The 25,924-nt window shown below is 72.0% G+C and carries 24 protein-coding genes; 11 read left to right on the top strand and 13 right to left on the bottom strand.

Annotation, left to right across the window (positions count from 1 at the left end; genetic code table 11):
• Nucleotides 1-17 precede the first annotated feature (17 nt).
• On the bottom strand, nt 18-1,265 hold the full coding sequence (locus tag ACFKCF_RS30500; protein ID WP_394498709.1) for an MFS transporter: 1,248 nt from the start codon (nt 1,263-1,265) through the stop codon (nt 18-20).
• A gap of 84 nt (nt 1,266-1,349) precedes the next feature.
• On the opposite strand from ACFKCF_RS30500, the gene ACFKCF_RS30495 reads away from it, so the two are divergent.
• A complete protein-coding gene (locus tag ACFKCF_RS30495; protein WP_394498708.1) occupies nt 1,350-2,216 on the top strand; it encodes a LysR family transcriptional regulator in 867 nt (288 codons plus the stop codon).
• Here the strand turns inward: ACFKCF_RS30495 and ACFKCF_RS30490 are convergent.
• From ACFKCF_RS30490 to ACFKCF_RS30465, 6 genes are read right to left on the bottom strand one after another with little or no spacing between them, the layout of a single operon-like run.
• Nucleotides 2,203-2,724, bottom strand: coding sequence for a GNAT family N-acetyltransferase (locus ACFKCF_RS30490; RefSeq protein ID WP_394498707.1), 522 nt, complete (start codon nt 2,722-2,724; stop codon nt 2,203-2,205). The two genes, ACFKCF_RS30495 and ACFKCF_RS30490, sit on opposite strands and share 14 nt — an antisense overlap.
• Before the next feature lie 55 nt (nt 2,725-2,779).
• Nucleotides 2,780-3,544, bottom strand: coding sequence for an amino acid ABC transporter ATP-binding protein (locus ACFKCF_RS30485; protein WP_394498706.1), 765 nt, complete (start codon nt 3,542-3,544; stop codon nt 2,780-2,782).
• Nucleotides 3,541-4,452 (bottom strand): amino acid ABC transporter permease, encoded by a 912-nt coding sequence (locus tag ACFKCF_RS30480; RefSeq protein WP_394498705.1) that lies wholly within the window; start codon nt 4,450-4,452, stop codon nt 3,541-3,543. The genes ACFKCF_RS30485 and ACFKCF_RS30480 overlap by 4 nt, the downstream gene beginning before the upstream one ends.
• On the bottom strand, nt 4,449-5,375 hold the full coding sequence (locus ACFKCF_RS30475) for an ABC transporter substrate-binding protein (RefSeq protein ID WP_394498704.1): 927 nt from the start codon (nt 5,373-5,375) through the stop codon (nt 4,449-4,451). Before ACFKCF_RS30475 ends, ACFKCF_RS30480 begins: the two co-directional genes overlap by 4 nt.
• On the bottom strand, nt 5,368-6,168 hold the full coding sequence (locus ACFKCF_RS30470) for a nitrilase-related carbon-nitrogen hydrolase (protein WP_394498703.1): 801 nt from the start codon (nt 6,166-6,168) through the stop codon (nt 5,368-5,370). The genes ACFKCF_RS30475 and ACFKCF_RS30470 overlap by 8 nt, the downstream gene beginning before the upstream one ends.
• Nucleotides 6,165-7,097: a hypothetical protein gene (locus tag ACFKCF_RS30465; RefSeq protein ID WP_394498702.1), complete on the bottom strand. Its 933-nt coding sequence runs from the start codon at nt 7,095-7,097 to the stop codon at nt 6,165-6,167. Before ACFKCF_RS30465 ends, ACFKCF_RS30470 begins: the two co-directional genes overlap by 4 nt.
• A 107-nt stretch (nt 7,098-7,204) precedes the next feature.
• On the opposite strand from ACFKCF_RS30465, the gene ACFKCF_RS30460 reads away from it, so the two are divergent.
• A complete protein-coding gene (locus ACFKCF_RS30460; protein ID WP_394498701.1) occupies nt 7,205-8,554 on the top strand; it encodes a PLP-dependent aminotransferase family protein in 1,350 nt (449 codons plus the stop codon).
• Here the strand turns inward: ACFKCF_RS30460 and ACFKCF_RS30455 are convergent.
• Nucleotides 8,538-9,557, bottom strand: coding sequence for a hypothetical protein (locus ACFKCF_RS30455; protein ID WP_394498700.1), 1,020 nt, complete (start codon nt 9,555-9,557; stop codon nt 8,538-8,540). The genes ACFKCF_RS30460 and ACFKCF_RS30455 overlap by 17 nt on opposite strands.
• A gap of 46 nt (nt 9,558-9,603) precedes the next feature.
• Complete coding sequence (locus ACFKCF_RS30450; protein ID WP_394498699.1) at nt 9,604-12,516, bottom strand: bifunctional [glutamine synthetase] adenylyltransferase/[glutamine synthetase]-adenylyl-L-tyrosine phosphorylase; 2,913 nt, start codon at nt 12,514-12,516, stop codon at nt 9,604-9,606.
• Between the two features lie 75 nt (nt 12,517-12,591).
• Between ACFKCF_RS30450 and ACFKCF_RS30445 the strand changes: the two genes are divergently transcribed.
• The gene (locus ACFKCF_RS30445; protein ID WP_394498698.1) at nt 12,592-13,137 is read left to right on the top strand and encodes an HXXEE domain-containing protein; all 546 of its coding nucleotides are present in this window, start codon (nt 12,592-12,594) and stop codon (nt 13,135-13,137) included.
• On the opposite strand, the gene ACFKCF_RS30440 is transcribed toward ACFKCF_RS30445, so the two are convergent.
• The gene (locus ACFKCF_RS30440) at nt 13,115-13,798 is read right to left on the bottom strand and encodes a type 1 glutamine amidotransferase (RefSeq protein WP_394498697.1); all 684 of its coding nucleotides are present in this window, start codon (nt 13,796-13,798) and stop codon (nt 13,115-13,117) included. The genes ACFKCF_RS30445 and ACFKCF_RS30440 overlap by 23 nt on opposite strands.
• Nucleotides 13,799-13,881: 83 nt before the next feature.
• Here ACFKCF_RS30440 and ACFKCF_RS30435 point away from each other — a divergent pair, with 83 nt between their 5' ends.
• A complete protein-coding gene (locus tag ACFKCF_RS30435; RefSeq protein ID WP_394498696.1) occupies nt 13,882-14,742 on the top strand; it encodes an alpha/beta hydrolase in 861 nt (286 codons plus the stop codon).
• Nucleotides 14,743-14,987: 245 nt separating this feature from the next.
• Here the strand turns inward: ACFKCF_RS30435 and ACFKCF_RS30430 are convergent, their stop codons facing one another.
• A complete protein-coding gene (locus ACFKCF_RS30430) occupies nt 14,988-15,701 on the bottom strand; it encodes a hypothetical protein (RefSeq protein ID WP_364832087.1) in 714 nt (237 codons plus the stop codon).
• A gap of 399 nt (nt 15,702-16,100) precedes the next feature.
• Between ACFKCF_RS30430 and ACFKCF_RS30425 the strand changes: the two genes are divergently transcribed.
• On the top strand, nt 16,101-16,676 hold the full coding sequence (locus tag ACFKCF_RS30425; RefSeq protein WP_394498695.1) for an AAA family ATPase: 576 nt from the start codon (nt 16,101-16,103) through the stop codon (nt 16,674-16,676).
• Between the two features lie 70 nt (nt 16,677-16,746).
• Nucleotides 16,747-17,097, top strand: coding sequence for a YciI family protein (locus tag ACFKCF_RS30420; protein ID WP_394498694.1), 351 nt, complete (start codon nt 16,747-16,749; stop codon nt 17,095-17,097).
• Here ACFKCF_RS30420 and glnA read toward each other — a convergent pair.
• Nucleotides 17,094-18,455 (bottom strand): type I glutamate--ammonia ligase, encoded by a 1,362-nt coding sequence (gene glnA, locus ACFKCF_RS30415; RefSeq protein ID WP_363963329.1) that lies wholly within the window; start codon nt 18,453-18,455, stop codon nt 17,094-17,096. The two genes, ACFKCF_RS30420 and glnA, sit on opposite strands and share 4 nt — an antisense overlap.
• Nucleotides 18,456-18,607: 152 nt before the next feature.
• Here glnA and ACFKCF_RS30410 point away from each other — a divergent pair, with 152 nt between their 5' ends.
• Both ACFKCF_RS30410 and ACFKCF_RS30405 read left to right on the top strand, forming a co-directional pair.
• Nucleotides 18,608-19,153, top strand: coding sequence for an EF-hand domain-containing protein (locus ACFKCF_RS30410; protein WP_394498693.1), 546 nt, complete (start codon nt 18,608-18,610; stop codon nt 19,151-19,153).
• A 41-nt stretch (nt 19,154-19,194) separates the two neighbouring features.
• Nucleotides 19,195-20,193, top strand: coding sequence for a terpene synthase family protein (locus ACFKCF_RS30405; protein WP_394498692.1), 999 nt, complete (start codon nt 19,195-19,197; stop codon nt 20,191-20,193).
• On the opposite strand, the gene ACFKCF_RS30400 is transcribed toward ACFKCF_RS30405, so the two are convergent.
• Nucleotides 20,184-21,146 carry a DUF5937 family protein gene (locus ACFKCF_RS30400; protein ID WP_394498691.1) on the bottom strand — a complete coding sequence of 321 codons (963 nt, stop codon included), beginning with the start codon at nt 21,144-21,146 and terminating at the stop codon, nt 20,184-20,186. The two genes, ACFKCF_RS30405 and ACFKCF_RS30400, sit on opposite strands and share 10 nt — an antisense overlap.
• Before the next feature lie 59 nt (nt 21,147-21,205).
• On the opposite strand from ACFKCF_RS30400, the gene ACFKCF_RS30395 reads away from it, so the two are divergent.
• The 3 genes from ACFKCF_RS30395 (at nt 21,206) to ACFKCF_RS30385 (ending at nt 25,769) form a co-directional block, all read left to right on the top strand.
• Nucleotides 21,206-22,399 (top strand): MDR family MFS transporter, encoded by a 1,194-nt coding sequence (locus ACFKCF_RS30395; RefSeq protein WP_394498690.1) that lies wholly within the window; start codon nt 21,206-21,208, stop codon nt 22,397-22,399.
• Between the two features lie 85 nt (nt 22,400-22,484).
• Nucleotides 22,485-23,963 (top strand): BTAD domain-containing putative transcriptional regulator, encoded by a 1,479-nt coding sequence (locus ACFKCF_RS30390; protein WP_394498689.1) that lies wholly within the window; start codon nt 22,485-22,487, stop codon nt 23,961-23,963.
• Nucleotides 23,964-23,996: 33 nt separating this feature from the next.
• Nucleotides 23,997-25,769 carry an NAD+ synthase gene (locus ACFKCF_RS30385; RefSeq protein ID WP_394498688.1) on the top strand — a complete coding sequence of 591 codons (1,773 nt, stop codon included), beginning with the start codon at nt 23,997-23,999 and terminating at the stop codon, nt 25,767-25,769.
• Nucleotides 25,770-25,924: the final 155 nt, after the last annotated feature.

Raw genomic sequence — 25,924 nt, 5'->3', positions numbered from 1 at the left:
TCACGATACTCGCCTCGTCACGTCAGGGCGGCCGTACGGGCGCGCCAGGCGCCCGCCGCGTAGCAGAGGCAGGTCAGGGCCGTCAGGACGGCCGCCGCCAGCAGGGGCCGGCCGATGACGCCCATGACCGCCACGCCGAGGGTCGCGCCGGCCTGGCGGAACGCGTTCAGGACGCCGCCCGCCGTGCCCGCCGTCCCCGGCGGCGCGCTGTTGAGCATGCCCGCCATCAGCGCGGGCAGCACGAACGACAGCCCGAACCCCGTCACCACCAGCCACAACGCCAGCGTGTCCGTGAGGGCTACGCCGGCCAGGCCGGTCGCGAGCAGGGCCAGGCCGCACAGGATCGGCGGGCGCGGGCCGTAGCGGGCCACCAGGCGGCCGGTGAGCAGCGGGTTCACGGTCATGGGGAGAGTGAGCGGCAGGAAGGCCAGCCCGGCGGCCAGCGGGGGCAGGTGGCGGGTGTCCTGCAGCAGCAGGGTGAGGACGAACAGGGCGCCGGAGAAGGCGAAGTTGGCGACCGTGCCCGCGAGCAGTTCGGGCCAGGTGGCGGCGAGCAGGCCGCCGGGCAGCGCGGGGGCGTGGCTGCGGCGCTCCACCGGCACCAGCGCCGCCAGTACGGCCAGGGCCGCGACGCCCGCCAGGACCGAGGGACCGATCAGTGCCTGCGCCACCAGGCCCAGGAACGCGCAGGCCAGCGCCTGGACCCGCCAGTCGATCTCCCGGTGGCCGCGCGGCGAGCTGACGCGGCGCATGACCAGCAGGCTGATCAGGGCGAGGGGCGGGTTGAGCAGGAAGACGGCGCGCCAGCCGTACAGGTCCACCAGGAGCCCGCCGAGCAGCGGGCCGGCGGCGAGCGCGGTGCCGGTGATGGCCGCCCACAGGCCGGTGGCGCGGGCGCGGGCGGCCGGGTCGGGGAAGAGCTGCGGGAGCAGGCCGAGCGAACCGCCCGTGCAGAGCGCGCCCGCCAGGCCCAGCAGGGCCCGCAGCCCGACCAGCACGCCCAGGTGCGGCGCCGCGGCGCTCAGCAGCGAGATCGCGCCGAACGCCACCACGCCGGCCTTGAAGATCCGGGCCGCGCCGTACCGGTCGGCCACCGCTCCCCCGATGAGCAGCGAGGCGGCGAAGGCCACCGTGTACGCGTTCACCGCCCACTGCTGCCCGGCCAGCGAACCGCCGAGCGAGGCCCGCAGGTCGGGCAGCGCGATCGTCAGCACGGTCGTGTCGAGGATCACGAGAAAGTAGGCGAGGGAGAATCCGAACATCATGCGCCTCAGCCTGCTGAAACCCCCAATCCCTCCTCAACAGGCGCGGCCTCAGGGGGCGTTCGGGAAAACCGTATGCTGGCGGCTATGGATTTGCGGCAGTTGCGGGGGTTCGTCGCGGTGGCGGGGGCGGGCACCGTCACCGGGGCGGCGAACAGCCTCGGCCTCGCCCCCGCGTCGGTGTCGGAGCAGGTGCGCCGGCTGGAGCAGAGCCTCGGGGTCGCGCTCTTCGAGCGCACGCCCCAGGGTATGCGGCTGACCGAGCAGGGCGCCACGCTGCTGGTGCGGGCGCAGGGGCTGCTCGACCACGCCGACGAGGTGCGCCGCGCCGTCACCGGCCGGCGGCGCAGGGTGCGGATCGGCGCGCTGGAGATGCTCGCCGCGGCCAGGATGCCCGCCGTGATCCGCCGCCTGTCGGAACGCCGCCCCGACCTGGACGTGGACGTGCACTCGCACACCAGGCAGTCGCTGCTGGCCGGGGTGGCGGGCGGCGAGCTGGACGCGGCGCTCCTGCTGGACACGGGCCTGCGGATCGGCGGGCTCGGATTCGCCGTGCCGCACGTCCCGGACTCCGGGCCGGCGGCACCCGACCTCGACTTCCTGGACGTGGGCGAGGTCGGGCTGGCGCTGGTCGCGGCGCCGGACGGGGATCGGGAGCCGCTGCTGGTCAGCCCGCCGGGCTGCTCGATCCGGCTGGCCGCCGACCGGGCGTTCGGCGCGGAGGTGCCGCGCAGGGAGCTGACCAGCATCGCCACCGCCCGCGAATGGGCCAGGCAGGGGCTCGGCAGCGCGCTGCTGCCGGACTTCGCGCTGGAGCCCGACCTGGCCTCCGGCGCGCTGGTGCGGCTCGGCTTCGAGGCGCCCGCACTGGCGCTGCGGCTGGTCTGGCTACGCGGCCGCGAGCCCGCTCTGCGCGACGTCCTCTACGCCATGAGCGCCCCTACGGACGCTTGATGCGGTAGGTCACGTGAGGGAACAGGGAGTGGTCCGGCGCCAGCCGCGGGTGGCCGAAGTCGGTCATGTGGGTCATCCCCAGGCGCTTCATCACGGCCTGGGAGCGGGTGTTGGTCTTGGCCGTCATGGAGATGATCTCCTCCAGCCCGGCCTCCTCGAACGCGTACCCGAGAGCCTGCCTGGCCGCCTCGGTGGCATACCCGTGGCCCCAGGCGGGGCGTGCCAGCCGCCACCCGATCTCCCACGCGGGCAGGAACGGCGCGTCGAACGTCTGCCAGATCAGGCCGGCGAAGCCGATGAACTCGCCGCTCTCGCGCACCTCCAGCGCCCACAGCCCGTGACCGGCCTTGTCGAACTCCTCCTCGATCCTGTCGACGAAGTGGTCGCTCTCCGGGCGGGTGAGCGGGGCGGGGAAGTGCTCCATCACCTGGGGGTCGGCGTTCATGGCGGCGAATGGTTCCCGGTCTTCGTCGCGCCATCTGCGCATGATCAAACGCTGGGTCTCCATCCCGCCCACGATAGGCCGTCCACGCCTCTCCTCAGGGGGACGGAGCGGCGGGGGCCTAAAGCACGCGGCTGAGGAACGCCTTGGTGCGGGGGCTGGTGGGGTTGTCGAGGACCTCCTTCGGCGTGCCCGACTCGACCACGACCCCGCCGTCCATGAACACCACCCGATCGGCCACCTCCCGCGCGAACCCGATCTCGTGGGTCACCACGATCATGGTCAGCCCGTCCTCGGCGAGGCTCTTCATGGTGGCCAGCACCTCACCCACCAGCTCCGGGTCGAGCGCGCTCGTCGGCTCGTCGAACAGCATCAGCTTGGGCCGCATCGCCAGCGCCCTGGCGATCGCCACCCGCTGCTGCTGCCCGCCGGAGAGCTGCCTGGGGTAGCTGCCCGCCCTGTCCTCCAGGCCCACGCGGCGCAGCAGGCCGAGGGCCCGTTCCCTGGCCTGCTCGCGGGGCTCGCGGCGGACGCCGACCGGCGCCTCCATGACGTTCTGCAACACCGTGAAGTGCGGGAACAGGTTGAACTGCTGGAAGACCATGCCGATCTCCCGCCGCTGGCGGGTGATCTCGCGCTTGCGCAGATGCCGCACCCTGCCGCCGGACGCCTGGAACCCGATCAGCTCCCCGTCCACGAAGATGGAGCCGCCGTCGATGGTCTCCAGGTGGTTCACGCAGCGCAGGAACGTCGACTTGCCCGACCCGGAGGGCCCGAGGATCACCACGACCTCCCCCGCCTGGACGTCCAGGTCGATGCCCTTGAGGACCTCGAGGTGGCCGAAGTGCTTGCGCACGGCGTGGGCGTGGACCATGGGGACGGTCATGACGTCACCTCCGAGGGACGGCGCCGGCGGAAGGTCAGGAAGGCCCAGAAGCTCTGCGGCGCGTGCCTGGTGGCCCCGCGGGCGTAGTGCCGCTCGATGAACGACTGGCCGACGTACAGGATCGAGGTGATGACCAGATACCAGACGCAGGCGACGATCAGCAGCGGGATGGTCTGGAAAGTGCGGTTGTAGATGGACTGCACCGTGTACAGCAGGTCGGCCAGCGCGATGACGCTCACCAGCGACGTGGCCTTCAGCATGCTGATCACCTGGCTGCCGGTGGGCGGGATGATGAACCGCATGGCCTGCGGCAGCACGATCCTGCGGAAGGTGCGCGCGTTGCTCATGCCGAGCGCCGAGGCGGCCTCGGTCTGCCCGGGGTCCACCGACATGAGGCCGCCGCGGATGATCTCCGCCATGTACGCGCCCTCGTTCAGCCCGAGCCCGAGGATGGCCGCCAGCAGCGGGGTGATGACCAGGTTCGTGTCGGCGCTGACGAACTCGGGGCCGAACGGGACGCCGAAGGAGATCTTGGGCAGCAGGTACGACAGGTTGTACCAGAGCACGAGCTGCACCAGCACCGGCGTGCCGCGGAAGAACCACACGTAGAGCCCGCAGGCCGCCCGCGCGACGGGGTTCTCGGAGAGCCGGCCGATGGCCAGCAGCACCCCGAGCACCACGCCCACGAACATCGCGATCACGGTGAGCAGCAGCGTGGTGAAGACGCCCTGGCCGATGATCTGCGCGTTGACGTACTTGAAGACCACGTCCCACTGGAAGTTGGGGTTGGTGACCAGCAGGCTCACGAGCTGGGCGGCCAGCACCAGCAGGATGATCGAGGCCACCCAGCGCAGCGGATGGCGCGTGCGGGACGCGCCCGCGACGTCGACGTCCGGCAGTCCGCTCATGATCCCGCCAGGTTGACGCCGGCCTTGTCCAGCTTGTTGTCGGACGTGCCCCACTTGTCCATGATCTTGGCGTAGGCACCGTTGTCGATCAGCTTCTGGATGCCGTCCTTGACCACGTCACGCAGCGGCGAGTCCTTGCCCACGACGGCCCCCTGGTAGAGGTCGTCGAAGCCGTTGCTCTGCCCCTTGCCCGCCAGCTCCAGCTTGCCGCCGGACTGCGACACGAAGTACGTGAGCGGCGCCTGCGAGGAGAAGAACGCGTCGGCCCGGCCCGAGCTGACCGCCAGCACCGAGGTGGGCTGGTCCTTGTACGACTGCACGGTGATCTTCGGCTTGCCGTCCTTGGCGCAGGTCTCGGACTGGTTCTTGATCACGGCCTCGGCGGAGCCGCCCGCCATGACCGAGATCTTCAGCCCGCACGTGTCGGCCACCGAGTTGATCTTGTTGGGGTTCCCCTTCGGCACGGCGAAGACCACGAACTCCTTGACCCAGTCCACGAAGTCGTTGGCCTTCTGCCGGTCGGGGAAGTCGCCCACCGGGCCGATGGCCAGGTCGTAGCGGCCCGACGCGATGCCGGTGAGCTGGCTGGGCAGGCCGTCCACGGTGACGTGCTCGATCTTGACGCCGAGCACCTGGCCGAGGGCCTCCGACAGGTCGGCCGCGGCGCCGGTCATGGACCTGCCGTCCGCCCCGGCGATCTCGTACGGCGGGAACGAGCCGTTGTTCACCGAGACCAGCTTGCCGGCGGTCTTCACCTTGTCGGGCAGCCGGTCGTACAGGGCCTGGTCCTTGCCCTGGGCGGCCACGGTACCGGAGGCGGCGGGCTGGGAGCTCAGCGCGCCCTGGGCCTCTTCGGGGTTGGCGCCGCAGCCGGCCAGCAGGAGGGCGGCGCCGAGCAGGGCAGCCGTCGCGTACTTAGACATCTCGCTCCAATCGGGGGTCGACGGTGAAGCGCCGGTTCTCGAGGACGGGGAGGCTGAGGCGGGCTCGCTCGAGCTCTTCCATGGAGGCGTCGGCCCAGAGCAGGCCCGGCGCGTCGCCGAGGCGGGCCCGGGTGATGCCGAGCGGGTCGACGATCATGCTGGCGCCGATGTTGCGGCGGCCGCACTCGCCGGAGGCGGCCAGGTACACGGTGTTCTCCAGGGCGCGGGCGGTCACCATGACCTCCCAGTGCCATTCCTTGGCCGGCCCGCGCACCCATGCGGTGGGCAGCGCGATCACCTGCGCGCCCTGGTCGGCCAGGAGCCTGGCCAGCTCGGGGAAGCGCACGTCGTAGCAGGTCATCATGCCGACCTTCCAGCCGGCCACGTCGATCACCACGGGCGCGTTCGTGCCGGGCACGACGTTGTCGGACTCGCGCCGGCCGAAGGCGTCGTACAGGTGCAGCTTGGTGTACGTCCCGACGATCTCGCCGTCCCTGGCGGCCACCAGGACGTTGAACACGCGGCCGTCGCCCGACGGGGTGTGCACGCCGGCGATCACGGTGGTGGACGAGCCGCGCGTGCGCTCGACCAGCCCGCTGACGAACAGCCCGTCCAGCGGCTGGGCGGCCTGGCGGATGCGCGTGGGCTCGTCGACGAACAGGGCCATCGCGCCCTCGGGCAGGACCAGCAGGTCCGCACCGCCCTCGGTGGCCCGGTCGACCAGGTCCTGGCAGGTCTTGAGGTTGACCGTCCAGTCCTCCGCGGACTCGAACTGTCCAACGGCGATTCTCATCTGTCGAAGACCTCCTCGGGTCGGATGCGGCGGTTCGAGATGCCCTGGGCGTGCAGTTCCTCGCAGAAGGCGGAGACCATGGCGGCGTTGGGCTCGACGCCGTACGGCATCCAGTCGGGGCCGAAGGTCCGCGCCGTCTCCGTCAGGTCGGCGAGCAGCCAGGGCGTGGTGTCGGCGAGCAGCCGCCGCCGGGCCAGCCAGTGCCGCTTGGAGCGTTCGAGCAGGTCCTGTACGGCCCGCGGCAGCCCCGGATCGCGCTCGACGGCCTCGCGCTTCAGCGTCACCAGGTGGATGCCGGGCACGAAGCCGGTCTCCCGGTAGTAGACCAGCTCGGCGGCGCGGTGGTCGGGGAGCAGGTGGCGGAAGCGGCTGTCCGCGGTGAAGAGCTCGTCGGGCATGAACGGGGTCATGATCGCGTCGTAGTGCCCCTCGGCGAGCCCTTCGGCGAGCCCGTCACCGGTCAGCGAGACGTTGTCCGGGAACGGGACGGGGCCGACGCGGTCCTTGCCGGTCTCCCCGGCGACCAGCGGGCCGACCGTCCACTCGATGCCTCTGACGTCCACGCCGGCGGCCCTGAGCAGGGCGCGCGTCCAGGTGTTGCCGGAGTCCGGCCAGCCGGTCAGGCCGATGCGGGCGCCCTTGAGCTCCTCGAGCGTGGTCAGCTCGCTGTCGCGGCGGACCAGGACGCACCGGTGCCGGAAGCCGCGCATCACGAAGACCGGCAGGCCCACCAGGCGGTCGTCGCCCGCGGCGCGGCCGAGCACGTACCTGCTGAAGGACGTCTCACCGCCGTCCAGGCCCGGCTCGCTCAGGACGTCCGGGGTGACGGCGCGGGACTCCAGGTCCAGCTCGAACCCCTCGGGCCGCACCTCCCCCGTCGCCACCGGTACGAGATGGTCCCAGTCCCGCAGACCCAACCGAATACGCACAAACACCCCAAAGTTCCCTTGCTTTGAATTGCTGGAAACCATATGTTCAGGGCGTTTCCCCGCACAAGACGATCTTTGTTGCTGAACAAAGATTTACAGGAGGTCATGTGGAATCCGCCTGGCTGGCGCAGCACATCGGCGAGCCGACCGCACGCGGGATCGCCGCCGCCCTGACCGATCTGATCAGACAGGGCACGGTCACCGCGCAGACGCGCCTGCCGACCGTGCGCAGCCTGGCCAGGGAGCTGGGCGTGAGCTCGGGGACCGTCGCGGAGGCCTGGTCGGAGCTGCGGCGGCACGGGATGATCCACACCGATCGCCGCCGCGGCACGGTGGTGCTCGGGCCGCCCGACGTGCCCCGTCCCATCCGTTACGAGCGCATCGGTCACTGGGGCGACCGGCTGGCGATCGACCTGGCCATCGCCTCCCCCGACCCGGCGCTGCTGCCGCCGCTGGAGGCCGCGCTGATCGCCGCGGCCGGCGCCGAGGGGCTCAACGACTACGCCCGCGAGACGATCACGCCGCGGTTGCGTGCCGCCGTGGAGCCGGACTGGCCCTTCCCCGCGCAGGGCTGGCTCGCGGTCGGCGGCGGGTACGAGGGGGTGCAGCTGCTCTGCCAGACGACCGCGCTGCCCGGCGACCGGATCGCGATCGAGGAGCCGACCGCCGCCCGGCTCCTCGACATCCTGGAGACGATCGGCGTGCAGATCGTGCCGGTGGCCTGCGACGAGCAGGGGCCCGTCCCCGAGTCGCTGGCCAAGGCGCTGCGGGCCAGGCCGGTGGCGTTCGTGTACCAGCCGCGCGGTCAGTCACCCTGCGGCCACGCCGTGACCGCCGAGCGCTCGGCCGAGCTGGCCGCCCTGCTGGAGCCGACCTCGACGCTCATCGTGGAGGACGACGGGATCGGCGAGCTGTCGGTCTCGCCGATGGTGAGCATGGGGACGCGCTTCCCCGACCGTACGGTGCTGGTGCGCTCGTACTCCAAGTCGCACGGCCCCGACCTGCGCATCGCGATCATCGGCGGGGCGGCGGACGCGGTCGAGCGGGTACGGGTGCTGCGGAGCTTCGGCATCGGCTGGACCAGCAGGATCCTGCAGGACACGCTGGCCCACCTGCTCGGGGACGGCGAGGTGCGCGAGCGCGTGGCACACGCGCGCACGGTCTACGCCGGGCGGCGGGCGCGGCTGAAGTCGGAGCTGGCCGAGCGCGGCGTGCGCACCGGCGGCGGCGACGGGCTGGTGCTGTGGGTGCCGGTGCGCGAGGAGTCGGCGGCGCTGGTCACGCTGGCCGCGCACGGCATCTCCGTGGCGGCCGGCAGCCGGTACGTGATCCGCCCCACGAGCACGCACCACCTGCGGCTGGCCACGGCCCGGCTCACCGACGACCCCGGCGAGCTGGCGGCCCTGGCCGACGTGATCACCCTGGCGGCCAGGGGCGGGCTCAGCGCCGGCTCTTGACCCCGGTGAGGCGGCGCAGCACGTCCCACCAGAACGACGCCCCGAACAGCAGCGCCACGTACGTCAGCAAGAAGCCGGGCCAGTGGCTGGGCGTGGTGATCCGCTGCCACCACAGGCCGCCGTTCCAGTGCACGGACGGGTCGCCCTCCGCCGGGATCGACACGCTGACCAGCGCATGGTCGAGCATCTTGACCAGCGCCGGCTGGCTCAGCGTCTCGGTGACGCACGGCACCGGGTCGCCGCCCGTGCAGCGCGCCTTGAGCTCGTTGTACGCGTCCGGCCCCGACCCCGCCACGGCCGTCACCGAGGCGCGGAAGGCGTTGTCGCGCAGCAGCGTCTTGGCGTACTCCAGCCCGTCCATCGTGAACACCAGGGTCACGACCATGCCGAGCGCGGCCACGACCCACTTGACGTAGCGCTTGTAGAGCATGGACAGCCGCTGCATCTCCCCGTCGAACCAGCTCTCCACCCCCTGCCTGAACCGGTCGAGGTCGCGCTGCGCGGTCTCCCACACGCCCTTGAGGTGGCCGTAGAGCGGGCTGCGCATGGCCTTGAGCTTCTCCAGGAAGCCCTCGACGCCGTCCGGCTCCCCCGCGGCCAGCTCCATCAGGGCCACCGCGAAGCGCGCGGGAGGAATGTTGGAGATGCTGGTACGGCCCTTCTTCGGGTGGTCGATCCCCTGGACCCGCTGGTAGAGCAGGTTGACCATGGCGTCCTCGGCCTTGGTCTCCTGCGCCGGCAGCTCCCCCGGCTCGGGGGGCGAGGGCTGGTCGCTGTGCTTGGGGCGGGGGTCGCGTACGAAGGGCAGCGCCGCGAAGACGTCCCGCACCTTGGCGGGCAGCCACGACCTGCCCTGCGCGTCGGAACCGTCCATGGTGTCCCTGAGGTAGGCCCACAGGAACTTGCTGCGGATGGCGAGCACCCGCACGAACGCCTCGTTGAGCCCGCTCACCAGCAGCGACAGCAGCAGGAACGACACCACCACGCCCAGGGCCAAATCCACGTAAACGGATAACACCGGGCTTTGATACACCCCCGCGCAGCGCTGATCAAGCCCCGTAGAAGACTCGGTCCACCACTTGCCGTGCGCGGCGCGTCACGCGGCGGTAGTCGTCGAGGAAGTCCTCCGAGCCGTCGGGCGGGTAGCCGAGCGTCTGGGCGATCAGCTTGCGCTCGCCCGAGTCGCGCGGGACGCTGTCGCCCGGCCGGCCCTTGACCAGCATGATCGCGTCGCGGATGCGGGAGGCGAAGCGCCACGCCTCGACCAGCACGGCCTCATCGGCCGGGGCGAGCAGGCCCTCGGCCACGGCCGCGCGCAGGGCTTCGAGCGTGCGGGGGGTGCGCAGGGATCCCAGCGTGCCCGCGTACCGCAGCTGCAGGAGCTGGGCCACCCACTCCACGTCGGACAGCCCGCCGGGGCCCAGCTTGGTGTGCAGGCCCGGGTCGGCGCCGCGCGGCAGGCGCTCGGCCTCCATGCGGGCCTTGAGCCGCCGGATCTCCCTGACCGCGTCGTCGTGCAGGCCGCCCTTCGGGTAGCGCAGCTCGTCGACCATCGCGGTGAACTCCTGCCCCAGCTCCGCGTCACCCGCCGAGAACCGGGCCCGCAGCAGCGCCTGCGACTCCCACGGCGACGACCAGCGCGCGTAATAGGCGCGGTAGGAGGCCATCGTCCGCACCAGCGGGCCCTGCCGCCCCTCGGGACGCAGGTCGGGATCGATGATCAGGGGCGGGTCGGGGGCGGGCAGCGAGAGCAGCCGGCGCACCTCGTTGGCCACGGCGAAGGCGGCGTCGGTGGCCTCGCGCTCGGCCACGCCCGGCGGCGGGGAGTGCACGAACATGACATCGGCGTCGCTGGCGTAGGAGCTCTCCATGCCGCCGAGCCGGCCCATGGCGATGACGGCGAACCTCGTGACGCGGGGGACCTTGGCGAGGGCGACGTCGAGGGTGGCCTGGAGGGTCACGTCGGTCAGGGACGACAGGGCGCTCCCGACCGTCTCGATGTCGATGAGCCCGAAGATGTCGGCCACGGCCGTCCGGAACAGCTCTTTCCTCCGCAGCGCCCGCACGGCGGCGACGGCCGGCTCGGAGGCGCCCTGGTGTCTGGAGACCGCCGCCGAGGCCTCGTTGGCCAGCGACTCCCGGGAGCGCACGGCGAGCTCGTCGTCCGAGCCCAGCATCGCGACCGCCTCGGGCGCGTTCATGATCAGACCGGTCGCGTAGCGGCTGGTGCCGAGCACGCGCGACATCCTGGAGGCCACCGCGGTCTCGTCACGCAGCAGCCGCAGGTACCACGGTGTGCTGCCCAGCTTGTCGCTGACCTGCCGGAACCCGAGCAGCGCCGCGTCGGGGTCGGGCGTGTCGGCGAACCACCCCAGCATGACGGGCAGCAGCGTGCGCTGGATGGCCGCCCGCCTGGACACGCCCGCGGTGAGGGCGGCGATGTGGTGCAGCGCGCCGGTGGGATCGACGTAGCCGAGCGCTTCGAGCCTGGCCTTGGCCGCCGCGGTCGACAGCCGCGCCTCCGACTCCTGCAGCCGCGACACGGCCTGGAGCAGCGGCCGGTAGAACAGCTTCTCGTGCAGCCGCCGCGCCTCCATGGCGTGCCGCCGCCACCGCGCCGTGAACTCCCCCACCGGGTCGGTCGCCATGCCGAGCGCGCGGCCCAGCCGGCGCAGGTCGGACTCGTCCGAGGGCACGATGTGGGTGCGCCGCAGCCGGTGGAGCTGCAGGAGGTGCTCGATCTGGCGCAGGTACGAGTACGCCTCCGCCAGCCCGCGCGAGTCGTCACGGCCGACGTAGCCGCCCCGGGACAGCGCCGCCAGCGCGGGCAGCGTGGCCCTGCGGCGCAGCAGCGGGTCGAGCCTGCCGTGGACGAGCTGGAGCAGCTGCACCGCGAACTCGATGTCGCGCAGCCCGCCCGGCCCCAGCTTGAGCTGGCGGTCCCCCTCGGCGCGCACGTGCGCCTCGACCCGGCGGCGCATGGCCTGCACGTCCTCGACGAAGTGCTCGCGCGTGGCCGCTGCCCACACGAGGTCGTTGACCGCCTCGACGTAGGCCGAGCCGAGCTCCATGTCGCCCGCGACCGGCCGGGCCTTGAGCAGCGCCTGGAACTCCCACGTCTTGGCCCAGCGCCGGTAGTAGGCCAGGTGGCTGCCGAGCGTGCGCACCAGCGGGCCCGACCGGCCCTCCGGGCGCAGGCCCGCGTCCACCTCCCAGAGCGAGCCCTCGGACGTGGTGACGGAGCAGGCCCGCATCATGGCCTGGGCCAGCCGGGTCGCGGTGCGCAGCGCCTTGGTCTCGTCGGCGCCCTCGCGCGGCTCGGCCACGAAGATCACGTCGACGTCGCTGATGTAGTTGAGCTCCCTGGCGCCGCATTTGCCCATGCCGATGACCGCCAGGCGTACCTCGCCGTCGTCGACCTCGGCCCGGGCGATGGCCAGCCCGGCCTCCAGCGCGGCGCCCGCGAGGTCGGACAGCTCCGCCATGACCTCGGCCAGCGTGGCCTCACCCGTGAGGTCGCGGGCGGCCAGGTGCAGCAGCCGGCCCCGGTAGGCCACGCGCAGCGCCTCCAGCGGGCGCTCCGCGGTGGCGGCCTCCCCCGGCTGCGCGCCGACCGCCTTCAGCAGCTCGGCCCGCGCGTCGCCCGGCAACGGCGCGGCCAGGAGCGCGACCTGGCCGGGATGGCGCACCAGATGGTCGCCGAGCGCGGCGCTGACGCCCAGCACGGCCAGCAGCCTCGTGCGCAGCTCCTCGTCGCGGCGCAGGACGTCGAGCACGGCGGGCTCGCGCTCGGCCAGGCGGGTCAGCGAGACCAGCGCCTGGTCGGGGTCGGCCACGTCCACCAGGAACTCCAAGAGCTCCTCCACTTCGGCTCCGGCCTGCCGGACGAGCTGCGCGGCCCTGGCGCCGTCGGCGAAGCCGAGCCTGGCGAGCCGCGCGGCGGTGGATTCGATCCTGGGCACCCCTCCATCTTGACAGGACTTTCGCGACAGCATAGAAACGCAACGTTGCGTTGCATTCTGGGGAGGCGATCGGCGATGGTTCCCTCTGCCGTCACGTGGGGCCTGCTGGCCGCGTGGGCGGTGCACGACGTGGAGGAGCTGGCGACCATGGCGGGCTGGACGCGTTCGGCCCGGCCCCGGCTGGAGGAGCGGCTGCCGTGGGTGCCGTGGGAGCGGCTCGAGGTCTCGCAGCGGCACGTGAACGTGGCCGTCGGCCTCATGGGCGGGGTGATGGCGGGGGCTTCGGCGCTGGGGGCGCGTACGGGCGGGCGGAGCCCGGTGTTCCAGGCGGCGCTGCTGGGGTTCGGGGCGCACGGGGTGATGCACCTGGCGCAGGCCGCGGTGACGCGGGGGTACACGCCCGGGGCGGTGACCGCGCCCGTGGTGGTCATCCCGTTCTCGGTGTGGGCCTGGCGGCGGCTGCGGGCCGAAGGGGTGCCGGTACGGGCGGGGGCGTCGGGCTGGGCGGGCCTGGCCGCGCTCCCGGTCGTGCTGGCCGGCGTCCACGCCGCGGCCCACGCCCTGACCCGGCCCCGCGTCCTCGCGGCGTTCAGGAGGATCAGGCGCGGCCGCCGGTCCTGACCACCTCCGTGAACGCCTCCGCGACCGGCCGCCAGGTGGCCACGAGCGCGCTCTCAGCGGCCTTGACCTCGGCGTTGAGCTCCTCGGCCGCGTCCAGCCCCGATCCGTCGGTCCAGGACGTGAAGATCTCCGGCGTGGCCTCGGGGTGGAACTGGATCGCCCACGCGGCCTCGCCGAGCCGGTAGGCCTGGTTCGGATACTGCGCCCCGGTCATCAGCGGCACCGCGCCGTCGGGCAGCCGCGTTATCGCGTCCTGGTGGTACTGGACGGCCACGGCCGTCCCGACCCCCGCCAGCAGCCGGTCGTCGGCGGCCGCGGGCAGCGCGACGACCTCGCGGGCGCCCACTTCGAGCCCGTTCGTCCCCCGCTCGACGGCGCCGCCGCAGGCCATGGTCAGCAACTGCGCCCCCAGGCAGATGGCCAGCGTGGGCGTGCCCTCCGCCACGGCCCGGCGCAGCAGGTCGCGGGTGGCGGGCTGCCAGGGGCTGCGCTCGTCCTCCCAGGCGGCCGCCGCACCGCCGAGCACGATCAGCCCGTCCGCCGGGCGCGCGGGGATCTCCTCGCCGAGGTACGGCCGGACGACGTCACAGGGGAGCCCCAGCCAGTCACCGAGGTATCCGAGCCCGGCCTCGTCCTCGTGCTGAACAACGGTAATACGCATATCAGGGGATTATCCGGAATATCACTACACTCCCCCACACCGCCCCCTGCACGTCGATCACCCCTGATGCCTAAGCTCCGACCATGAGCTTCGAGTTGGACGATGTCGGCGGTCTGCGGATCGCCAGGTTCGGCACGGGACCGCGCACGATCATCGCGGTCCACGGGATCACGGCCTCCCTGATGGCCTGGGGCGCGGTGGCGCGGCGGCTGCCCGAGGAGTGGTCGATGGTCGCCATGGACCTGCGCGGCCGGGGTCACAGCGCCGCGCTGCCCGGGCCGTACGGGCTGCCGAGGCACGCCGAGGACGTGCTGCGCGTCGCCGACCACGTGGGGGCGGGGCCGGACGCGGTGCTGACAGGGCACTCGATGGGCGCGTACGTGGCCGCCCTGGCCGCCGCGGAGCGGGACTTCGCGCGGGTCGTGTTGGTGGACGGCGGCCTGCCCTTCCCCCCGCTGCCCGAGGGGGTGGACGCCGACGAGGCGATGGAGGCCACGCTCGGGCCGGCTCTCGCGCGGCTGCGCCAGACGTTCCCCACCGCGGACGCCTACGTCGACTTCTTCAAGGCGCATCCGGCCTTCGTCGGCCACTGGAACGCCGACGTGGAGGCTTATGTCCGCTATGACCTGACGGGCCCGGACGGGGCGCTCAGGTCGCGGGTGGCCCCGGAGGCGGTGCTGCAGGACGGGCGCTGGCTGCGCCTGGAGTCGGAGGCCATCGCCGCCGCCCTGACCGCCATCACGTCACCGCTCTCCCTGCTCAGGGCGCCGCGCGGCCTGCTCAACCAGGACGTCGGCATGCTGCCCGACGACCTGGCCCGCCCCTGGTCCGCCCGCCTCCCGGGGCTGCGGGACGAGGTGATCCCGGACTGCAACCACTACACGATCCTGTTCGACGACCACTGCGTCTCGTCCATCGTCGCCCACCTGACCGCGCCGTCCTGAGAACGCCCCGTCCTGACACCCGGGCCGTCCTGACACCGCGCCGCGCTGACACCGGGCGTGCTGACGCCCGGGCCGTCCTGAGAACGCACCGGGCGGTGCCGGCCACCGCGGCCCGAGCGACGCCACGTCCCGCTCGGGGCGCGAAGGGGGCGGGCGGGAATCGGCGTGGGACGCGGGCCGTGGACGCGGAAACGGCCCCCGAGCCGTGCTCAGGGGCCGTTCTCCGAGATCGCCGGGACCGCTGGTCAGCGTGGAGCGATCCAGGTGGCGCGAGCGGCGGCGACCAGCGTGCCGTCCGCCTCGTAGATGGCGCTCTGGCCGTACATCTTGCGGCCGTCACGGCCGGTCGGGCGGGCCACGACGGAGTAACGGCCGCCGGGGTGGACCGGGCGGTGGATCTGCACGGCCAGGCGGCCGAGCAGCGCGCTCTCGCCGGGGCCGAAGTGGGCCCAGCCGGTGATGCAGTCGAGCACGGCGCCCACGATCGAGGCGGGCACGCCGTCCTCGCCCGTCACCGTGAACGGCACCCGCCAGCCGGCCGCCACCAGGTCCGTGCCCTCCACCGGGCCGGGGAAGATGCGCAGGCCGTCACCCGGCTCGCGCAGGCCGCAGGCGAAGCACTCGGCGAACGGGTGCGCCTTGAGGCCCACGAACCCCGCCTCGGCACGGGCGGCGTCGTTGAACGGCACGAACCCCGGGCCCTCCAGGTCCTCGGCCACGGGGATGGCCTCGACCAGCAGCTTGTCGCCGTCATAGAGGGAGACGGAGTTGGCGACGTGCTCCAGGCGCAACTCGGTTTGCAAGGGGGTCGGCGCATGCAACGTGACCTCGACCGCCGATCGGCCTCCGTTCAGCGCCTCCGCCATGGTGCCCGCGATCCAGCCGCCGTTGGCGACCCCCGCCGGGCCCCGGAAGCGCTCCGGAACCGTCAGCACTGTCTGCAGGGCAGACGTCGTCATGCCACACCCTCCAATATCGCCACATACGGCGACAAGTCCAGAAATGTCAATAGAAGCAGGCCGATTTTACTGGACGCCCGGTTTCGCCAGATCTCGGGGGTCCTGAGGCTGATCGGCACCATCACATAACGCCTCGAAGGGGCCCGAAACTTCCCACCCGCCGAGACGCTATGCGCCGCACATCGCCGGCACGTGACTCGGGGGTCAGAAGCAACGAAAATCGGCCCCACTCCGGGCTTCCCCTGAAGTGAGGCCGATCAAGACGTTCCCTTTACCTTATCCCGGGTTTCCCTTGCCCCGTGACCAAAACCGCCGATCCGGGGCGCGCGCCCGGGGCCAACCTCGGAGAAGCTGTAAGCAACACGAGAGAAGCGGGGTGGGTTGGTGCAGGAGGCGAGGTTGCGGTTTCCGCCGGGGTCGCTGGTCATCTTGACGGGGCTGCCGGGCGCGGGGAAGACCACGCTGCTGCGGCGCCTGTACGGGCTGGACGGCGCGGAGAGTCTGCCCGTCACCGTCGGCGCGGTCGTGGTGGTCGACTCCTACCAGTCCAAGCGGCACTGGCACGAGCGGCTCGGCTGGGCCCCCGGCCCGTTACGCCGTGCCGTGGTCTTCGTCACCCACCTGAGCCGCATCCGCCGCGCCCTGGCCCTGGGCCACTCGGTCGTCGCCCACAACCGGGGCTGCGCGCCGTACGTGCTGCGGGGTTTCGCCTGGCTGGCCCGCAGCCACCGCGCGAGCTTCCACCTGCTCCTGCTCGACGCACCGCCGGAGGCGGCGCTGGCGGGGCAGGTGGCCAGGGGCCGGGTGGTCGCGCCCAGGACCTTCGCGCGCCATCAGCGCAGGTGGGAGAGCCTGTCGGCCAGGGTGAAGTCCGGCGATCCCGCGCCCGCCGCGGGCGCGTTCATCGTCGACCGGGCCCAGGCCGGGCTGCTCCAGGAGATCGTCTTCGATCGGACGCCGACACCCACGCGATGAAATTTCCGCGCGCCGGATGTCGATATGGCCGCGCCGCGTTCGTGTGAGAGGTGACGGAAAGGAAAGTCACATGAAGCAGTACGTGCTCAGCATGCAGCAGCCCGACGGGCCCCCGCCCCCACCCGAGATCCTGGACCCGATCATGCGCGACATCGGCGCCGTCGAGCAGGAGATGCGGGAGGCGGGCGTCTGGGTCTTCTCGGGCGCGCTCCAGTCACCCGGCCAGGCCCGCGTGGTGCGGATGCGTGACGGCGAGCCGCTCACCACCGACGGCCCCTACGTGGAGGGCAAGGAGCACGTCGGCGGTTTCACGATCATCAAGGCGCCCGACATGGACGCGGCCCTGGAATGGGCCCGCAAGCTGGCCGGGGCGGTGGCCCTGCTGCCCGTCGAGGTCCGCGAGTTTCGGGGAAGCGTCTAGAGCACCGGCAGGTAGCGGCCGAGCTCGAACTCGGTGACGTGCCGCCGGTATTCGCGCCACTCCGCGCGCTTGTTGCGCAGGAAGAAGTCGAAGACGTGCTCCCCGAGCGTCTCGGCCACCAGCTCGCTCTGCTCCATCACGGCGATCGCGTCGTTGAGGGAGCCGGGCAGCGGCTGGATGCCGAGGGCCCGCCGCTCGGCGCTGGTCAGCGTCCACACGTTGTCCTCGGCGGCGGCAGGCAGCTCGTAGCTCTCCTCGATGCCCTTCAGGCCCGCGGCCAGGATCAGCGCGAAGGCGAGGTACGGGTTGCACGCCGAGTCGAGCGACCTGAACTCGATCCGCGTCGAGCCGCCCTTGTGCGGCTTGTACATCGGCACCCGGACCAGGGCGGAGCGGTTGTTGTGGCCCCAGCACACGTAGGAGGGCGCCTCGCCGCCCTGGCCCGCGATGGCCTCGGCGCCGCCCCACAGCCGCTTGTAGGAGTTGACCCACTGGTTGGTGATGGCGGTGATCTCGGCGGCGTGCTTGAGCAGCCCGGCGATGAACGAGCGGCCGATCTTGGACAGCCGGTATTCGGACCCGGCCTCGTAGAAGGCGTTCCTGTCGCCCTCGAACAGCGACATGTGGGTGTGCATGCCGGAGCCGGGGTGCTCGGTGAACGGCTTGGGCATGAAGGAGGCCCAGATGCCCTGCTCCAGGGCGACCTCCTTCATGACCAGGCGGAAGGTCATGATGTTGTCGGCCGTGGTCAGCGCGTCGGCGTAGCGCAGGTCGATCTCCTGCTGGCCGGGGGCGCCCTCGTGGTGGCTGAACTCGACCGAGATGCCCATCGACTCCAGCATCAGCACCGCCTGGCGCCTGAAGTCGTGGCCCGCGCTGTGCGGCGTGTGGTCGAAGTAGCCGCCGGAGTCGATCGGCTCGGGCCGCTCGCCGGCCTCCGGGCGGTTCTTCAGCAGGAAGAACTCGATCTCCGGGTGGGTGTAGAAGGTGAAGCCCATGTCGGCGCACTTGGCGAGCGTGCGCTTGAGCACCCAGCGCGGGTCGGCGTGCGACGGCGAGCCGTCCGGCATCAGGATGTCGCAGAAGATGCGGCCGGCGCCCGGCGTCTCGCTGCGCCAGGGCAGGATCTGGAACGTGGCCGGGTCGGGCTTGGCGAGCATGTCGGACTCGTAGACACGCGCGAACCCCTCGATGGCCGAGCCGTCGAAACCTATGCCCTCGGCGAACGCGCCTTCGAGCTCGGCCGGTGCGATGGCCACTGACTTGAGGAAACCGAGCACGTCAGTGAACCACAGCCGGATGAACCGGATGTCGCGTTCCTCGAGCGTGCGGAGCACGAACTCCTGCTGGCGGTCCACGGCGTCCCCTCTATCTGTCAGTACAGGTCCAGCTACCAGCATGCCGCGCCCGTGTTTCGCACACGTTACGGGGGGTGCCGGTGCGAGCCTCGCTGACAAAGGCCCCGCCCGAGCTTACTGTGATCACGCAGTCAGTCTCGGGGGAGGCATTGGTGGCTATCGACCTGCTCAATCACAAGCTAGATCGGGCATTCGACCACATCGACGCAAGCGGCAACGGCGTCGTCGAGCGGGAGGACCTGCTGGGTCTGGGCGCCCGCATCCTGGTGGGCTTCGGGGAGTCCCCCACCTCGGTCACCGGGGCCAGCCTCGTCGACGGCTTCGACGAGATCTGGTCGGCCCTGTCGAAGGCGCTCGAGCGCGACATCGACTTCGGGATCGCGCGCCCGGACTTCCGCGCCGGGATGGTGGCGGCGTTCGTCACGGGCGACCAGTACGACGCGGTGTTCAGGCCGGCGACCGTGGCGGTCGCCGAACTGTGCGACGGCGACGGTGACGGCGAGATCGGCCCGGGCGAGTTCCGCACGATGCTGAGCGCGTTCGGCGTGGCGTACGACGACGTCGACGCGGCCTTCGACCGCCTCGACCGCTCGGGCAGGGGCACGCTCACCGTGGACGAGCTGGTCCTGGCCGCCTCCGACTACTACCGCGGCACCGACCCCGGTGCCGCGGGCAACTGGCTCTTCGGCCCGCTGTGAAGGCCGGCGTGAAGACCGCTGCGAAGAGCACGGAGAGCACCGTGAACACCACAGGGAACACCACCGGGAGCACCACCGTGTTCGCGACGGTGCGTACCGCGCTGCGTTCGGCCCTGACCTCGGTGCTGCCGCTGCCGCGCAGGGGCGGCTCGGCGGCGACGGCGCTGCTGCCGCTCACCGAGCGGGTGCCCGCGATGGCGGCCCCGTGCCGGATGCACCCGGCCGTGTACGCGATCGAGGCCGCGGTCATCGACTGGGCCAGGAGGACCGGCCTGCGGGCCGCCCCGGGCGTGGGCTACCACCGGATGGCGGGCCGGGCGTTCGCCGAGTTCGACGCGGCCGCGGCGGCGCTGTTCGCCCAGTGGCTGACGTGGCTGTTCCACCTGGACGACGAGCTGGACGAGGGCTCGTGCCCGCTGGACATCTTCGACGGCATGCTCAGGGGCGCGGCCCGGCATCCGCTGGAGGCGGCGTTCGCGGACCTGTGGCGGGTGACGAGCGCGCGGATGAGCGACCGGTGGCGGGCCAGGTTCGCGGTCGGGTTGCGGCGCCAGCACGACGCGTGCCGTACCGAGGCCGACAACCGGGCGGCGGGCCGGATGCCGACGCTGGAGGAGTACCCGGCGCTGCGCAGGGGCACCGTGGGGCCGTACCTCTATGACCTGGTCGAGCCGTGCCTGCGGGTCGAGGTGCCCGTGTGGGTGCACGAGTGCGAGCCCTGGCAGCAGCTGGTGAGCGCGTGCAGCGACGTCACGGCGTGGTGCAACGACGTGGCCTCCCGGCCGAAGGAGCGCGGCGACGTGCACAACTTCGTCGTGCTCGCGATGCGCCAGCTGGGGCTGGGCGAGCGGGAGGCGACGGCCTGGGTGCTCGACCGGATCGCCGCGCGCTGCCAGGACATGCACAAGGCCGCCAGGCGGCTGCCGCTGGAGGATCTGGAGCCGAAGGAGGCGAGGGACGTCAGCAAGGTCGCCTGCGCGTACCTGGCGGCGCCGCGCGCCCACCTCGACTGGCTGCTGGAGTCCAAGCGCTACGCGTGACCCGCCAGCGTGTCGCCCGTGGGGGTGCGGCGGTAGACGACCTGCTTGCCGACCCGCATCCCCACGGTGAGCCCGCCGCCGCTGAGCACCCCGAGGTGCTGGCTGACCGCGCCGGGCGTGAGCGCCATGCGCGCGGCCAGGGCCGAGGTCGTGGCGGGCTCGGCGAGCGCGAGCAGGATCTGCGCCCGGCTCCTGCCGATCAGCGCGGCGAGCGCGCCGGGCGCGGGCGGCGGGCCCTGCTCCCACAGCGTCCCGGCGCCGAGGACGGGGTAGACCAGCGTCGACTGGTACGGCGCCGTCATCACGGCCACGGCCGGCCCCCAGAACGCGCTGGGCACCAGCACCAGACCGTCGCCGTGCAGGCCGCCCGCCTCGCACCACGGCCGGTCGATGAGCAGCCGCTCCCCCGTCCACACCACGGCCGGATCGAGCGCGGCGAACAGCTCGTGCGCCCCGCCCTGGGCGAGCTGCCGTGACCGGCGCAGCACGTCGCGTTCCAGCAGCCCGTACACCCGGGGCCAGAACTCGGCGAAGCACGCCTCCCAGTACGCCTCCAGTGTGGCCGCGACCCTGACCACGCCCGCCTCGGGGTCGGCCATGAACCGCTCCAGCACGGCCCGGTCGGTCCCCACGATCTTCGCCGCCTCCGCGCGGGCCTGCCCGGGATCCGCGCTCCTGACCCGCTCCAGCTCGGCGGCGAACTCCGGCATCGGCGTGTCGGGCGGCGGCGTGATGAAGTCGGCGATGTAACCGGTCGGGGGCACGAGCGCGAACAGCTCCGCCAGGTCGAACGCCGCCAGGCGGGGGCGTACGGCCTTGAGCCAGGGCAGGTGGATCGACTGCCTGGACGGCCCCTGGAGGGTGCGCAGGCTGGCGACCAGCTCCCACATGGGCGAGAACGCGAACCGGATCCGGGCGACGTCCTCCGGCTTCAGCATCCACTCGACGGGCATGCTTTTAGCCTGCACTAAATCGTTCGCCCCCACAAACCCGGCATATGAGGCTTTGTCGCGTGTCGAGCAACACTCTTGAGCGAAGGTCGTTTTTCCGGTCCCAGCTGGGCGGGCTGCCCCGCGCGTTCTGGGCCCTTTGGGGCGGCACGGTGGTGAACCGCCTGGGCACCATGGTCATGCCCTTCACCGGCGTCTACCTGACGCAGAGCCGCGGCCTGTCGGTGGCGGCGGCGGGCCTGGTGATGGGCGTGTTCGGGGTGGGCTCGCTGCTGTCGCAGCTGGTCGCGGGGGTGCTCACCGACCGGATCGGGCGCCGCGCCACTCTGTCGGGCGGGATGCTGGCCACGGCGGCGACCATGCTGGCGCTCGGCTACAGCTCCTCGCTGCCGGCGATCGTGGCCTCGATGCTCGTGCTCGGCCTGGTGATGGACGTCTACCGGCCCGCCTCGGCCGCCCTCGTCGCGGACCTGGTCTCGCCCGAGGAGCGGCCCCGGGCGTACGGGCTGCTGTTCTGGGGGATCAACCTCGGGTACGCGGTCGGCGTGACGGCCGGGGGCTGGCTGGCGAGCCTCGGGTTCCTCTGGTTGTTCTGGATCGACGCGCTGTCCAGCGTGGTCTTCGCCGTGCTGGTGTGGCGGGCCGTACCCGAGACCAGGCCGGCGGCCCGGGAGTCGGCGGGCGGGTTCGGCGTGGTGCTGCGGGACCGGGTGATGGTCGGGTTCACCCTGGTGGCGCTGGGTAACGCGCTGGTCTACTCGCAGACGTTCACCATGCTGCCGGTGGCGATGACGAAGGTCGTGGGGCTGTCGGCCGGGGAGTTCGGGGTGGCCATGGCCCTGAACGGGATCCTGATCGTCATCGTGCAGCCCCTGGTGTCGGGGTGGCTGGGGCGACGGGACCCCGCCCGCATGTTCGCCCTCGGGCTGTCGGTGATGGCGCTCGGGTTCGCGATGACGGCGTTCGTCGAGACCACCTTCGGGCTGGTGGTGACGATCGTGGTGTGGACGGCGGGCGAGGTCGTCACGGCGGGCATCCCGGGCGCGATCGTGGCCACCCTGGCGCCGCCCGAGCTGCGGGGGCGGTATTCGGGGCTGTTCGGGTTCTCGTGGTCGCTGGCGGCGGTGCTGGCGCCGCTGATCGGCGGGCCGCTGCTGGAGATCGGCTCCCAGGCTCTGTGGTTCACGGTCGGCGGGGTGGGGGTGCTGTCGGCGGCGGGCATCCTGCTGCTCGGGCCCGCGATCCGACGCCGCTGACAGCGTCGCGGGTAGCGGCGGACAGGCGCCTTGGGAGAACTTGCCATATACCCACGAACCGTCTCCCTCTAAAGTTACGCCTGACATGCTGACATTCACCGCGCTGGGACCGTTCCAGGCCTGGGCCGACGGCGTCCCTCTCGATCTCGGCGGCCAGCGGCAGCGGGCGGTGCTCGCGCGCCTGCTCGTCGCCGGCGGCCGCGCCGTTCCCGTGAACACCCTCATCGACGAGCTCTGGCCGGGCGCGCCGCCCGCGCAGGCCCTGTCCACCATCCAGGGGTACGTCTCCCGCCTGCGCCGCGCCCTCGAACCCGATCGGGCACCCCGCGAGGAGGCCCGCGTGCTGGTCTCCGCGCCGCCCGGATACGCCCTGCGCGCCGGGACCGAGCAGGTGGACGCGTGGCGGTTCGAGGCCCTGGTGAAGTCAGACGGCGACCCCGGCCGGGTGTGGGCGGCCATGGACACGGCGCTGGGGCTGTGGCGGGGGCCCGCGCTGGCCGAGTTCGGCGAGCTGAGCTGGGCCGCGACGGAGGCGGGCAGGCTGGAGGAGCTGCGCCTGATCGCCGTCGAGCGCCGGGCCGGGGCCGGTCTCGCGCTGGGCCGGGCGACGTCGCTGGTGGCCGACCTGGAGGCGCACGCGTCGGCGTACCCGCTGCGGGAGGAGGCGTGGCGGCTGCTCGCCACGGCTCTCTACGGGCTGGGGCGCCAGGGCGACGCCCTGGCGGCGCTGCGCAGGGCGCGCTCGGTGTGGCGGGACGAACTGGGCCTCGACCTGTCGGCGGGGCTGCAGCGCCTGGAGGCCGACATGCTGGCCCAGCGCCTGGAGTCCCCGGCCCCCGAGGAGCCTTCGCAGGTTTCCGTGGAGGCGCCCGCCGCCGTTTCCGACACCGCGCCGCTACGGGTCGTGGTGGCCGACGACCAGGCGCTCGTACGGGCGGGCGTGCGGGCGATGCTGGACGCCGAGCCCGGGGTGACGATGGTCGGCGAGGCGACCAACGGCGAGGAGGCGATCGCGCTCGTGGCCGGGACCGGCCCGGACGTGGTGCTGCTCGACATCCAGATGCCCCATCTCGACGGCCTGGCCGCCGCCCGCCGCATCCTGTCCGAAAACCGGCCGCCGAAGGTGATCATGATGACCACGTTCGGCAGCGACGAGAACCTTTATGCGGCGTTGCGGGCTGGAGTGAGTGGATTCATCCTGAAAACGTCGGCTCCCGAGCAGTTCCTGGCCGCGATCAGGGCCGCCTCCGCCGGGGACGCGCTCATCGACCCGACGATCACCACCCGGTTGATCGCGGGGTTCGCGGGACGCGTCGACCCCGACTCTCCCCCGGCGCTGGCCGGGCTCGCCGACTCGCAGCTCGACGTGCTGAAACTCGTCGCCCGTGGCCTGACGAACCGCCAGATCGGCCAGACGCTCTCCTTGCCCGAGGAGGAGGTGGGCATCGTGGTCAAGTCGCTCTTGGAGCATCTCGGGCTGTTCGACCGCGCACAGCTGGTTATGGCCGCGTATGAGTCAGGTTTTGTTACACCCGGGGAAAAGACTTCCTTTTCGTCGCTTTGACGATAAAAATCGCGCCGTACTAGGCTTGGCGACGTGGCACAACTGCGTATCGCCCTGGCCCAGACGAACCCGACCGTCGGCGACCTTGACGGCAACGCCGAGCGGCTGATCGCGTGGACCCGCGACGCCGCCGACCGTGGAGCCCATCTCGTCGTCTTCACCGAGATGTCCCTCACCGGCTATCCCGTGGAGGACCTGGTGCTGCGTACGTCCTTCGTGGACGCCAGCATCCGGACCCTGGAGGAGGTGGCGCGCAGGCTGGAGCGGGAGGGCCTGGGCGACCTGCCAGTGGTGGTCGGCTACGTCGACCGCGCGGGACTGGCGCCCCGGGTCGGCCAGCCGAAGGGCGCCCCGCTGGACGCGGCCGCGCTGCTCCACAAGGGCGAGGTGGTGACCCGTACGGCCAAGCACCACCTGCCCAATTACGGGGTGTTCGACGAATACCGCTACTTCGTGCGCGGCGACCGGCTGCCGATCTTCCGGCTGCACGGCGTGGACGTGGCGATCGCGGTGTGCGAGGACCTCTGGCAGGAGGGCGGCCCCGTGGCCGTCGTGGGCCAGGCCGGCGCCGGGCTGCTGATCTCGCCGAACGCCTCGCCGTACGAGAAGGAGAAGGACGACGTACGCCTCGAACTGTGCGCGCGCCGGGCACGCGAGGCGGGCTGCGCCCTCGTCTACGTCAACCAGGTCGGCGGTCAGGACGAGCTGGTCTTCGACGGCGACTCGATCGTGGTGGACGCCTCGGGCGAGGTGGTGGCGCGGGCGGGCCAGTTCCGTGAGGAGCTGCTGACCGTCGACCTGGAGCTGCCGGTCTCGGACGCCGAGCCGGGCTTCTTCCCCTACGACGCGGGCGACGGCTCGACCATCACCGTCGAGCGCATGGTGCTCTCCTCGGACCCCGTGGAGCCGTACGAACCGGCGCCCGCGACCATCGCGGAGCACCTGGACCTGCACGGGGAGGTGTACGCGGCCCTGGTCCTGGCGGTGCGGGACTACGTGGCCAAGAACGGCTTCCAGTCGGTCATCCTGGGCCTGTCCGGCGGCATCGACTCGGCCCTGACCGCCACCATCGCCTCCGACGCCATCGGCCCGTCGCGCGTCAACGTGGTGCTCATGCCCTCCCGCTACTCGTCGGACCACTCCCTGGCCGACGCCGAGGAACTGGTCCGCAGGCAGGGCATCAACTCCCGGATCGCCCCGATCGCCGACATCGTCGACGCCTTCGAGAAGGAGATCGAGCTCTCGGGTCTGGCGGCCGAGAACCTCCAGGCGAGGGTACGCGGCATGATCCTCATGGGCCTGTCGAACCAGCACGGCCACCTGGTCCTGACGACCGGCAACAAGAGCGAGCTGGCGACGGGCTACTCGACCCTTTACGGCGACTCGGCCGGCGGCTTCGCCCCCATCAAGGACGTCCCGAAGACGATGGTGTGGGAACTGTCGAGGTGGCGCAACGCCAATTCGCTGCCGCAATTCCTGCTCGACGCGAAAACTCCCATCCCGGAAAATTCCATCACCAAGGAGCCGAGCGCCGAACTCCGCCCCGACCAGCGCGACACGGATTCCCTTCCGCCCTACGAAATCCTCGACCGCCTGCTGGACGATTACGTGGAGAAGGACATGGGGTCGAAGGAGCTCATCGCCGCCGGTCACGATCCGGAGCTGGTCACGAGGGTCATCAGGCTGGTCGACCTGGCCGAGTACAAGCGCCGCCAGTATCCGCCGGGTCCCAAGATCACCCCGAAGAACTTCGGCCGCGACCGCCGCCTCCCCATCACCAACAGGTGGCGCGAAACCACCGACTGAACGGTCATATCCCAGCACAACGATCAATCGACGAAACAGCCATCACCTCACCGCTGATATGGCCCGGCCGATCCTCGGGACGCCGGGTCATGTCAGCGGAAGAGGCACCACCTGACATTTCCGAGGATCGTGCCGGGGGTGGTGGTCGCGGGCTC

The sequence above is a fragment of the Nonomuraea sp. JJY05 genome (genome assembly GCF_043496855.1).
Classification (GTDB): Bacteria; Actinomycetota; Actinomycetes; order Streptosporangiales; family Streptosporangiaceae; genus Nonomuraea.
Note: the sequence above shows the minus strand (reverse complement) of the source record. Positions and strands in the feature narration are given on the sequence as shown.

Bases quoted from the DNA above. Each gene is read 5' to 3' on its own strand.
- ACFKCF_RS30490 (WP_394498707.1), bottom strand. From the start codon at position 2,724: ATGGAGACCCAGCGTTTGATCATGCGCAGATGGCGCGACGAAGACCGG.
- ACFKCF_RS30470 (WP_394498703.1), bottom strand. From the start codon at position 6,168: ATGAGAATCGCCGTTGGACAGTTCGAGTCCGCGGAGGACTGGACGGTC.
- ACFKCF_RS30475 (WP_394498704.1), bottom strand. From the start codon at position 5,375: ATGTCTAAGTACGCGACGGCTGCCCTGCTCGGCGCCGCCCTCCTGCTG.
- ACFKCF_RS30420 (WP_394498694.1), top strand. From the start codon at position 16,747: ATGAAGCAGTACGTGCTCAGCATGCAGCAGCCCGACGGGCCCCCGCCC.
- ACFKCF_RS30400 (WP_394498691.1), bottom strand. From the start codon at position 21,146: ATGCCCGTCGAGTGGATGCTGAAGCCGGAGGACGTCGCCCGGATCCGG.
- ACFKCF_RS30435 (WP_394498696.1), top strand. From the start codon at position 13,882: ATGAGCTTCGAGTTGGACGATGTCGGCGGTCTGCGGATCGCCAGGTTC.
- ACFKCF_RS30480 (WP_394498705.1), bottom strand. From the start codon at position 4,452: ATGAGCGGACTGCCGGACGTCGACGTCGCGGGCGCGTCCCGCACGCGC.
- ACFKCF_RS30500 (WP_394498709.1), bottom strand. From the start codon at position 1,265: ATGATGTTCGGATTCTCCCTCGCCTACTTTCTCGTGATCCTCGACACG.
- ACFKCF_RS30390 (WP_394498689.1), top strand. From the start codon at position 22,485: ATGCTGACATTCACCGCGCTGGGACCGTTCCAGGCCTGGGCCGACGGC.
- ACFKCF_RS30430 (WP_364832087.1), bottom strand. From the start codon at position 15,701: ATGACGACGTCTGCCCTGCAGACAGTGCTGACGGTTCCGGAGCGCTTC.
- ACFKCF_RS30485 (WP_394498706.1), bottom strand. From the start codon at position 3,544: ATGACCGTCCCCATGGTCCACGCCCACGCCGTGCGCAAGCACTTCGGC.
- ACFKCF_RS30445 (WP_394498698.1), top strand. From the start codon at position 12,592: ATGGTTCCCTCTGCCGTCACGTGGGGCCTGCTGGCCGCGTGGGCGGTG.
- ACFKCF_RS30440 (WP_394498697.1), bottom strand. From the start codon at position 13,798: ATGCGTATTACCGTTGTTCAGCACGAGGACGAGGCCGGGCTCGGATAC.
- ACFKCF_RS30495 (WP_394498708.1), top strand. From the start codon at position 1,350: ATGGATTTGCGGCAGTTGCGGGGGTTCGTCGCGGTGGCGGGGGCGGGC.